Raw genomic sequence first — 11082 nt, 5'->3', positions numbered from 1 at the left:
ACCTCATTCAGAAAACGGTAAAGATGCGAAATGCTCCCATGCTAGCCGGTAATCCGCTTCGCGATCCGCCAGGGTGAAAGGCGCGGTGTAGCGGATGGTGCGGTCGATGGGGCCGCCGGGTTGGGTGGTATCGGTGATGGGGCGTTCGATCACCGTGCCGTCGGGAACTTGGTGGTGCAGGGTGCCGTCGGGCATGAGCTTGGGCTGGATGTCTTCCCAGCCGAGGCGGCGCGGCTTGCGGGTGCCGTCGGGGGTGATGACGGCGCATTCGGCGTCCTTGCGGTTGGCCTTGCGGGGCAGGCCGACACCGACGAGGCCCTTGCTGGCGGTGAAGACGATGCGGCCGTTGGCGTCGTACCAGGTGTCGCGCTCGTACTGGCGCATGACGGGGAACTGCACGCGGTAGATGGTCAGCAGTTCGTCCAGCGTCAGGCCCAGGGCCTGGGCGGCGAGGACGTCGATTTCCACCAGCGCCTGACGGCGGGCGTAGTCGCTGCGCAGGGCGTTGTGGCGTTGCCAGTCGGGGGTGAGCTTGGCGAAGAAGTCCTGCGGCAGGCGCGGGTCGGCGCTGGCCCAGCGGTCTTGCTGGAAGTCGGGTTGCCAGCAGGATTGCCAGAGATCGGTGTAGTGGGTGGTGAGGCAGTTGAGAGGGAGCGTTCTTGCCAAGAATTGCAGAAGACGGTCTCCAAACTCCGGCAGAGTCATAGTTTCTGCCAACGAATTACGGAAATCGCCTTTACCAGAGCTTTTGATGAAGAAGTCGAATGGAACGGAAGCCCACAATCCAGCCAGCGTAGGCACCAAGCGTTGATCTTTAAGAGCAACAGAGAAAACACCGTCGATATGGCAAACACCACGGGTTGCAACAGATGCCAGCAATGTGCGGTCCCCCGAAATGCTCAACCCTCTTCGGCTGATCACCCGGTAATACGCCGTCACCGGCTTCGCTTCGGTCTCCCCTTCCTCCACCCAACTGACACGCGGTACGCGGCGGGCGTATTCGGTGGCGCTGCACGCGGGGCGGTAGTTGCTGCGCGGCAGGTAGTGGTCGGGCAGGTGTTCGAGGTCGAGGGTGTCGTAAGCCTTGTGAGTTTCGCAGACGGCTTTCGGGGTCTTGCTGAGCGGGTTGCCGACGTAGAAGTGCGGGCCAGAGAGCACGAAGTCTTCGGAGCGGTTGACGAAGCCGGTTTCGCGGCGGATGGTGCCGTCCTTCTGTGCGCCGGTTTCGTGCCACATTTCCAGCGTGAAGTAGTCGTCCTTCAGGTCGCCCAGGCGGCGCGGGACGTGGGCGAACTTTTCCAGCACCGAGACCAGTTCACGGCTGTGGACGGCGGGTAGGCGGGCCTGCAAAGGCGGCGTGTCGGGTGCGTCGTAGAGTTTGGCGAAGGTGGCAAGCACATCTTCATCCACTTCCACCACGCGATTGCGGTGCCCAGTCAAATCCCAACGGTCTTCATCATTTTTGATGCCCGGCGTTGCCCCTGCCCCGGAGTGTTCCAGGCAAGCAAAGCTGGTCTGCGGATGCATGAGGTTGGCAATCGTCCGGAACCGAACTGCCTGCTCCGTCCCATAGACGTTGATGCTGTATTTGACGCGGTTGCCAATTTCGGCAAACAGCTTCAATTCGTTCTGGAACTGATAATGTGACCGCAGTCGCGCATACATAGCTACGCGGAACAGCCCGCCATTGGGGTCGTCATACGGCCCTTCCGGGTGCAGTAGCGCCTGCACACCGCCGCCCACGCGCCACACTAGCGGCAGGAAGCATTTGTACAGATTGCTCTGCTGGCCCTTGAGCAGCGGATAGTTCTGCACGGCGTTGAGAAACTCGCCCATACCCTCGGTGGCCACACATTCGGCCAGGTAATCGGTGCGTGCCTGTTTGTTAGTGGCAAAGACGGCCTCGCGCTGGTCGGCAGTTTGTTTGGCACTGAGCTTGCGGATGGCAAAGCGCGGATCGAAGTCCGACAGCAGGCTTTGCTCGCTCCATTCCAGCTTGATCCACGGCGGGTTGCCCAACACTACGTCGAAGCCGCCACGGTTGCGGAAGATGTCGGCGAATTCCAGCTCCCAGTGCAGGAAACGCTGCTGTGCGGCCACCTGTTGGGCCACCTTCAGTTGCGGCAGGGTATCGACCAGGGCTTCGATGTCCACGTGGCCATAGCGGTCACGCTCGGGGGTGAAGTCCAGCGTGGCTTGCGGCATGGTTTCGGGAAACAGGTCGCTGCCGCCGGTGTTGGCGGCCAGGCTGGCGTTGCCGAGCAGCACGGTTTCCAGCACGAACCACCATTCCTCGCGGCTGGGCAGGTCGTCAGCCTTATCCAACGGCCAGAACCACAGCGCGCACCAATAGTCCATCACCAGCTTCAGACGGCGGTAGGGGCTGGCGTTCTTCTGTGCCTCGCTGAGCATTTCGCGCTGGAAGGTGGCGTCTTTCTGCGCGGTGGTGGAGGGCGCACGGTTGGCGTCGGTACTGGGCCAGACGTGCAGTTCGTCGCTGGTGGCGCGGCGCACGCGGGCCAGTTCCTGGGCGTGCTGCTGCCAGAGCGCTTCGGTGGCCTGGGCGATGGCTTGCAAGCGGGTGATTTCGTTGCGTTCCAGCGGAGCCGTGAAGGTTTTGCGCCATTGCTTGAAGCGTTCGAAGGCGGCGGGTTCCAGTGCCTTGACCACCTTGTCGGTGACGGCGCCCATGCCCTCGGCGGGCAGCAGGAAGTGGAAGATATCGGTGGCGGAGGGTGTTTCCGAGAACGCGAGGGCGCGTGGCACGGCGCAGCGCCAGTCGCGCTCGGGCATGTCCTTCTCGCCCCGGCCGGGCGACAGTTGCGCGGTGCTGAAGACCTCGCGCCGCGCGCCGACCAGGGAATTGCCGGCCACCAGTTGCAGGCCGAACCAGGGCACGTGGCCGCCCTTGAAGATGGCGTTGAGCCAGAGCGAGACTTCGGCCAGCTCCACGGCCACGGGGTTGAGATCGACGCCGAACACGTTGGTATCGGCGATGTACATCTTGACCCGCTGTTTTTCCGCCGCGTAGTCGTCGTGGGGGATGCTTTGGCCCAGTTCCTTCTGCTTGGCCTGCAGATAGGCTTCGGCAAGCTGGCTGACGGCTTCGTTCAGGAAGGCCGCGCTGCCCATGGCGGGTTCGCAGATGGTCAGGCGCAGGATGTCGTCGGCGGATTTGCCAGGCAGGATTTCGCGCAGCGCGTGTTCCACCAGGCAACGGGTGAGGATTTCCGGGGTGTAGTAGCTGGCGGATTTCTCGCGGGCGCGGCCAGCCAGGCGGTAGATGAAGCGGCCCTTGGGATACAGACGCGGTTCGCCGCCGAACAGGCGTTCGGCGTCGCTGTACTGGCCGATGGCGCTGACAGGCACGAAATAGGCGGCTTCCAGCGGGTCGAGTTCGGCGTCCTTGCGCTTTTCGCGGGCGCTGGCGGGCGGGGTGTCGTCGTCATCCGTGGCGTCGCTGTCATCGGTGCCGTTGTCACTGGTGGCGGCTTCGTCGTCTTCGGTGCTGCTAGTCTTTTGGGCCTTGGGGTCGCGGCGCACTTCATACAGGTCTTCTTCGGCGAAGAAGCCACGGAAGGAAAGCAGCGCCTCGTACACGGCACCGAGCTGGTTGATGCCCAGGGTGGCGTAGCTGATGCGGCCACGGCGACCGTTCTTGCCGCTGCTGCCGCGCGAGAGGGACATCAGCTCGATAACACGTTGCAAGACGTGGTTGCGCAGCTTGACGCTGTTCAGCAGCCGGGTGCGTTCCGGGTCGAACAGGTGGCCTTGCAGCGGGGCGATGGTGAAGCCACTGCCTTGCGCGATGTCGCCCGTTGCAGGGTCAAGACCGGCGCCCAGCTCCTGCTGCCCGCTGCCCGCATCGCGGCGCGGGAAGCCCTGCCAGATCAAGCCGAACAGTTGCTGCAGGCTGTCGTGGAAGTAGAAGCCATTGCGGGCTTGGTCGGTGGTGAGCGGGGCCTGTTCCAGCTCGCGCAGGTGCTCGACGCTGTAGCCTTTCAGATAGGCTTCGGCCTGGATCGGCGCGTAGCCCAGTTCGGGGCGGGCCTCGATGTAGAACAGGAACAGCAGCCGGTACATGTAGCGCAGGCTTTCGCGGCTGAGCTGGTCGGCCAGGTCGGTGTCGGTGCGTTCGAAGAGCTTTTCCTTGCTGACTTCGCGCTTGTAGCGGATGGCCTCGTTGGCGATCAGTTCGATGCACTCGCGCAGGGCGTACTTGAGGTCGGTGGAGACCTCGAAGGCGTGCTTGTGGGAGCTATCGTCCAAGCTGTCGAGCAGGGCTGCGCCGCCTTCCGCCGGCAGGACGGACTGTTTGCCCAGCAGGGCGCAGAAGGCGCGCAGGCTGTGCTCGTCGCGCGGGCCGAACAGTTCCGGCAGGTCGAAGCGCAGCAGGGCCTTGCGGCCCCATTTGGCACGCTCGATCAGCAGCCATTGTTCGTGGTGAACCAGCAGCACCCAGCTTGGCGGGGTGTCGTCGGCGAACAGGCGGCGAGAAAGGGTTTCTTCCCAGTTCGCGTGGTGACGGCCGGCTTTGGCACCTTTGCCGTCACGCGGGGGCAGTTGCAGCGGTGCGGTGTCTTCGTCGCCCGGCAGGGCCAGCGCTGTGGCGATGGCCAGCAGCGGGTGGCCCTTGTTGTCGCGGTACAGCGCCAGCAAGGGCAGTTCGCCTTCGCGGCCGGCATCGGCCAGGGCCAGGGGGTGCGGCTGCAATGCGTAGCCGAGCGCGGCCAGCAGCGGCTGGGCCAGATCGTGCAGCAGGCGCGCGCGTGCATCGGGTCGTTTTTCGGCCAGGAAGCGCTCGCGGTCGCGGAAATAGCCGTTGGTGCCGCTGGCACTTCTGAGGCGGGCGACGGGGCTGCCCGCGCCCTGTTCCTTCCACTGATCGAACAGCGGTTTGAGATCCTTGACCAGGATGTCGTCCAGGTAGTGCTGGCTGTAGAACTCGTTGGCGTTGCTCAGGCCATTGATGGTGAAGCTCATTGGGCCGCTCCTTGCGCCACGCCCTGTCGTGCTGCGTCCTGTTGCGAAACCAGGGCAGCAACGACGGTGAACTGGGCGCGGTCGTCCAGTTGCAGGGTGTCGCGTACCCATTGCTGGTATTGGCCGAACAGGTCGGTAGTGGCGTTTTCACGCTGCTGGCGCTGGGCGGCGCGGACTTGTTCGAGGCCGCCTTGAGCCAGTTCCAGTTCCATCTGTTCCAAGTGCTTGCCTTGCAAGACGGCGAGTTTGTCCAGCTCTCGTTCCAGGCGCTGGTGGCAGTCGGCATCGAATGCCCGCTTGATAGGGCGCAGATGCGCTTCGGCGGCGCGGATGACGGCAGGCAGGGCTTGCTGCCAGAGACGGCTGTCGGGGGCATGGCCATCGTTGGCCGGGGCCGGGTTCTGGCCGCCGTCCAGCCCGGTGCGGTGCAGGGTATCGGGCAGGCTCAGCACGGCCTGTACCTGGCCCCGCGCATCGAGCTGCACGCCCAGCCATTCGGCCAGCATGGCCTGACCGCGCCGGTTGGGCACCTGGGCCAGCACGAGGATGATGGCTTCACCCGCTTGTAGACCTCGCGGTACGCGCAGCAGCGGGGCGCGCTGGCGGCCGAAGGCAGCCATCAGCTTGTAGTCCAGCCATTGGGCGATGGGGTGCAGCGGCCAAAGATAGTGCAGTTGCGGCCAGTCGCTGCCGTCGCGGGATTGGGCGATGGCGGCCTCGACCGTGCGCTTGTCGGCGCAGAGGGCGAACGTATTGTCGGTGGGCCACATTTCCGGGGCGAGGTCGCGCTCCAGAATCTGCGCCAGGTCACGCCCCGGCTGGAAGCTGAGGGTACGGGTGGCGTCGTCGGCCTGTACGGCGGGTTGCTGCTCGGGTTGGTGCTGGCGCAGCCAGCGCAGGCCGTCGCGGGCGTAGTGATAGTGGCCGGCGAACAGGCTGGGCAACGTAGCGGTGCGAGATGGCGTGGTGGAAGGTACAGGTTTGCCCACAGGTGGCGTCACGCTGTTGGCGGCGTCGCCCCAGAGCAGTTCGAAGGGATCGACGTCGCCGCCTGCCAGTTGCTGGGCGAAAGCTTCGGCGGTGGTGTTGCCTTCGATGGCCTTGGCCACTTCCAAAGTTTCGGCGTCTTCGTCGTACAGGCCCATGAAGGCAGAGGGGTCGCCAATGTTCTTCGCGGCCTGTTCGTCCTTTTCGATAAGGATTTCCAGGTAGCGCAGATCGCCACGGACGCGCTCGTTATGGGGCTGGGTGTAGAGGTAGCCGATCTTGGGCGCTTGCGTCTGGCCATAGCGGTCCACACGGCCGTTGCGCTGCTGGAACACCATCAGCGACCAGGGGATGTCGAAGTGGATCAGCCGGTGCGACTGGTAGTGCAGGTTCAGACCTTCGGAGGCCACATCGGAGGCGATGAGCAGGCGCAGCGGCGAATGGCTGCGGCCAAAGTCCTCGACCGTCTGCTGGATGTCCTGGTCGGGCAACTGGCCGTGCAGGATGGCGACGGCGTCTGCCTTCAGGCCCAGCGCGGCAGGCAGATGTTGTTGCAGGAATTTCAGGGTTTCGATGCGTTCGGTGAAGAGCACCAGGCGGTCATCGGCGGCACGGCCGTCCCAGCGCCAATGCGGGTCGTCCTTGAGTTGGGCGATGAGATGCTGCAGCTTGCTGAACTGTGTGGGTTCGATCTGTTGCACAAGGGTCTGTAAATCACGCAGCGAGGCCAGATCGGGATGCGTTGCATCGCGGGCTTCCAGGCGGCGGATGCGCTCCTTGAGCGTTTGCAGGCAGGCGGCGGGCGAGGAGAACAGGGCCTTTTCCAGCACGGTGCGGAACAGCATGGCGCCGTCGCGCGCGCCGCTGCCATCGCTGGCGAGCCTGAGTTCGGCCAGGGTATCGAAGGCGAGGTTTTCGGCGGCGCTGGCCTGGGCGGCCAGCTTGAAGACCTGGCGCTCGGGGAAGTCCTGCTTCATCTGCTCGCGCACATCGCCCTTGAAGCGGCGGATGAACAGGTGTTCCACATCGCTGCGGGTGTAGTCGGCCCTGGGCGGCAGCACGGTGGGGTCGAGCATGCGCACCAGGCTGGCGAAGCTTTCCTTCTTGCCGTTGTGCGGTGTGGCGGTGAGCAGGATGAGCGCGTCGGAGCGTTGGGCCAAAAGATCGGCCAGACGGTTGCTCTGTGTGCGATTGCCCTTGTAGGAGACGTTGTGGGCCTCGTCGATGATGATGAGATCCCACCACACGCTTTCCAGGTAGTGGCGGTATTCGCTGTCGCGTTTGAGCGTATCGACCGAGATGATAGTGCGGTCGTAGTAGCTGAAAGGGTTGTGGTTGGCCGGTATCTGGCGGCGGATGCGCTGGATGCCAGCCGAATCCAGGCGCGTCAGGGCGATGGTGAAGCGGTTCCAGAACTCCTGCTGGAACTGGCGCATCATGCTTTTGGTGGTGACCACGAGGATGCGTCGGGCACGGCCGCGGCGGATCAGTTCTGCGGTGAGGATGCCTGCTTCCAGTGTTTTACCCAGACCAACGGTATCGGCGATGAGCAGGCGCGGGCGCAGTTGCTGCAACACATGGTGGGCCGGATCGAGCTGGAAGGGTAAGGTGTCCATCACGGCCTGCTGCCCCAGCACCAGCGCATCGCCCTGCACGGCAGATTGACGCAGACGGGCTTCGATCGCCAGCCGTGCGGCTATGAATCCGGGAGAGTCGTCGAACACCAGCTCGGTCTGTGCCGGGTCGATCAGGGTGACGTCATCGAGCGCCGTCAGGAACAGGGCGTGGCGATTGCGCACGGTTTCCGACACACCGATGCAGGACAGTTGCCAGCCGCCCTGGGCACATTGATCGGCATGCTGGACGAGCCATTCTTCGTCGCGAATCAGAGCGCGGGAACCAGGGGCGGGAGGCTGGGACAGGGACATGAAGTTTCTACGCTACGCTCGGGTGAATGGACGGGACACAGGGAAGCAAGTCAACGAACACCCCATCACGCTGACGATTTCGGCCGTCCATTCTGCGCAGGTACCTGCAACCCGTGCTTGCGGGCATATTCGATTACCAGCACCTCCACCATCGAGGCCACGGAGCGGTGTTCACGTTCCGCTGCGGCCCGCAACAGTTGCTTGATGTTTGGCGACGTTCGAATGGAGAGTGTTTCAACCTTCAAGCGCGTCATTGCAAGGCCTTTGGACAAGTCATATTTACTTGCAAATGTACTGCGCTTTGCACGGCACGAAAAGCACATGTGTTAAACGCATGTGGATCGACGGTTTGGCAACTTCTGTTACGAAAAGGCAAGGGCAATAAGCCGAAGGGGAATGGCGCCAAGGGTCAACGGCCCTATCCAGAAAAGGAAAAGGTTGCCTCGGCCCCGGACGGACTCACACCACCAAATTGGCCGACGGCGCCAGCCTGTCGATGTAGTCCGACCACGCCTGCAACATCTCCCGCCGCTGTTCGGCGTACTCGGCGCGGTTGTAGACACCGCGCACGCCGCCGATGGTGTGGTTCAGCGCCTTTTCCACCACATCCGAAGGCCAGCCCTGTTCGTGCAGCAGCGTCGATGCGGTGCGCCGCAGGTCATGGATGGTGAAGGCAGGGATCTCCTGCCCCTGTAATGACACCTTCAGCGCCTGGTTCAGCGCATTGTTGGCGAAGGGCTTGGCCAAAGTGCCACGGCCCGGCAACACCCAGATGCTGCTGCTGGCGAGCGGCTTGAGTTCCTTGAACAGCATCTGCGCCTGGGTAGACAGGTAGACGATGTGCGACTTGCCGGTCTTGGAGTTCTCGACCGGGATGTGCCATTCGCCTTTGTCCACATGCACGTCTTTCCACTGAGCCAGCATCAGTTCCGACTTGCGCACCAGGGTCATCAGAATCAGTTGGAAGGCGATCTTGAACTGGCGGCGGATGTTAGAGGTTTGCATGGCACGCAGGAACTGCCGGATTTCGTCCGGCGTCAGCGCCCGGTCGCGGGCTGCTGCGCGGTAGACGTGCCGCATCGGCAGGGCCATGACCGGGTTGGCCTGGATCAGGCCGCAGGTCAGCGCGTAGTCGAACATGCGCTTGAGCAGGCCGCGCACCTGGCCAGCAGCGGCGTCGAAGCCTTGTTCCTTCTTGCGCCAGATGACGCCGCGCACGTCCTCGGCGGTAATGTCCCGGACCGGCTTGCTGCCGATGTGCGGCAGGATGTCCTTTTCCAGGTAGCGGCGCGGCATGGTCACGTCCTTGCGGTCGCGTGACTGGATATCCTTGAAGAAGCGTTCCGAGAACTCGGCCACGGTGGCGTCCTCTGCGCCGGCCACCTTCTCCTGCTGCTTTCTCTTTGCCGGAGACTCTCCCATCGCCACTTGGTGAGCCGCCTCGTCCCGCTTCAAGCGGGCATTCTTCAGGGTAAGCGCTGGGTACTTGCCCAGCGTTAGCTTCTCTCGCTTGCCGTCCAGCCGATAGCGATAACGCCAGACGATGCTGCCACTCGGCAGTACTTCGACGTACAGCCCGCGATCGTCACTGACGATGTAAGAAGCATCCTTTGGTTTGAGCGCCTTGAGTGCGGTGTCTGTGAGAGACATGGACCCTCCTTTGGGTCCATGGAAGCCAATCAGTCAAGCCATTCGGAGAGATTGGACCCATATATGGACCCGAATGGTGATGGCTTCGACTGTATCACCGAATCCTTCAGTAGACAAAAATCCCTTTATTTATGCGGATTACAGGCACATCAGCAGACTTCAGTGGATGTCCTTGGACCCCACCTCACTTCCCGATGCAGAAGCTGGAGAAGATCCGGCCCAGCAGGTCGTCGGCGGTCATGCGGCCGGTGATTTCGCCCAGCGCCTGGTGCGCCAGGCGCAGTTCCTCGGCAGCCAGTTCCAGGTGGTCGTGGCGCAATTGCGCATCGGCATCGTCCAGGTGCGCGGCGGCCAGCAGGATGGCCTGCACATGCCGCAGGCGCGCGGAAAACTCGCCCTGCTGGCCTTCACCGGCGCCTTCGCTGGCAAGTTCGCGCAGGCGCGCGTGCAGCTGATCCAGCCCCTGCCCACTGGCGGCGGAGATCGCGATCACGTCGCCGCCCGCTGGTTGCGGCCATTGCCGCAGCAGGTCGCATTTGTTCAGTACCCACAGCTGGCGCGCGGCCTGGGTGGCGGCATCGCCGACCGCCTGCCGGCCCGCTTCCGGGTCGCGTGCGTCCAGCACCACGATGGCCAGGTCGGCGCGCTGCATTTCGGCGCGGGCGCGGCGCATGCCCTCGCGCTCGATGGCATCGCCGCCTTCGCGCAGGCCGGCGGTGTCGACCAGCTCCAGCTCCAGGCCGTCGATGCGGATGGTCTCGCGCAGGGTGTCGCGGGTGGTGCCGGCGATGTCGGTGACGATGGCGCGCTCGCTGCCGGCCAGGGCGTTGAGCAGCGAGCTCTTGCCGGCGTTGGGCGGGCCGATCAGCACCGCGTGCAGGCCGTCGCGCAGCTTGCGGCCACGTTCGGCGTCGGCGCGCAGCCGCGCCAGCGCCGCGCGCGCCTGGGCCACGCCGGCGCGTACCTGCGCGCCGCCCAGCGTATCCAGTGGCTCGTCGGCGAAATCGATGGCGGCCTCGACGTGGATGCGCAGCCGCACCAGCTGTTCGGCCACGTCCTCCACGCGCCGCGAGAACACGCCGTCGAGCGAGCGGCGGGCAGCGCGGGCGGCACGTACGTCGCCGGCGGCGATCAGGTCGGCGATGGCCTCGGCCTGGGCCAGGTCGAGCTTGCCATTGAGGAAGGCGCGTTCGCTGAACTCGCCGGCCCGCGCCTGGCGCGCACCGAGCGCGACGCAGCGCTCCAGCAGCTGGCGCAGGACCACCGGGCTACCGTGGCCCTGCAGCTCCACCACGTCCTCGCCGGTGAAACTGCGCGGACCGGGGAAGTACAACGCGATGCCGTCGTCGATCACCTCGCCGTCCGCATCGCGGAAGCGCGCGTAGTGCGCATGCCGCGGTTGCAGCGCGGGGCAGCCGAGCGCGCGGGCGATCGCCGCCGACGCGGGACCGGAAAGCCGCAGGATGCCGACGCCGCCGGCCGCGGCGCCGCTGGCGATGGCAATGATGGTGTCGCGCCCGGCGCTGTCGTTCAT

Annotated in this window: 5 protein-coding genes; all 5 read right to left on the bottom strand. The window is 64.5% G+C overall.

All coding sequences use genetic code 11. The features are described from left to right. Positions 1-3: 3 nt before the first annotated feature. The gene (locus MKP15_RS13235; protein ID WP_240213009.1) at positions 4-4983 is read right to left on the bottom strand and encodes a hypothetical protein; all 4980 of its coding nucleotides are present in this window, start codon (positions 4981-4983) and stop codon (positions 4-6) included. Further along, the gene (locus MKP15_RS13230; protein WP_240213008.1) at positions 4980-7898 is read right to left on the bottom strand and encodes a DEAD/DEAH box helicase; all 2919 of its coding nucleotides are present in this window, start codon (positions 7896-7898) and stop codon (positions 4980-4982) included. Before MKP15_RS13230 ends, MKP15_RS13235 begins: the two co-directional genes overlap by 4 nt. Positions 7899-7963: 65 nt before the next feature. Beyond that, positions 7964-8170 (bottom strand): hypothetical protein, encoded by a 207-nt coding sequence (locus MKP15_RS13225; protein WP_240213006.1) that lies wholly within the window; start codon positions 8168-8170, stop codon positions 7964-7966. Between the two features lie 187 nt (positions 8171-8357). Beyond that, positions 8358-9548, bottom strand: coding sequence for an integrase arm-type DNA-binding domain-containing protein (locus tag MKP15_RS13220; protein ID WP_240213005.1), 1191 nt, complete (start codon positions 9546-9548; stop codon positions 8358-8360). A 184-nt stretch (positions 9549-9732) separates the two neighbouring features. Further along, a complete protein-coding gene (gene mnmE / locus MKP15_RS13215; protein WP_240213004.1) occupies positions 9733-11082 on the bottom strand; it encodes a tRNA uridine-5-carboxymethylaminomethyl(34) synthesis GTPase MnmE in 1350 nt (449 codons plus the stop codon).

Origin of the sequence: Stenotrophomonas sp. Y6, assembly GCF_022436665.1 — a bacterium.
GTDB classification, from domain to species: domain Bacteria; phylum Pseudomonadota; class Gammaproteobacteria; order Xanthomonadales; family Xanthomonadaceae; genus Stenotrophomonas; species Stenotrophomonas acidaminiphila_A.
Note: the sequence above shows the minus strand (reverse complement) of the source record. Positions and strands in the feature narration are given on the sequence as shown.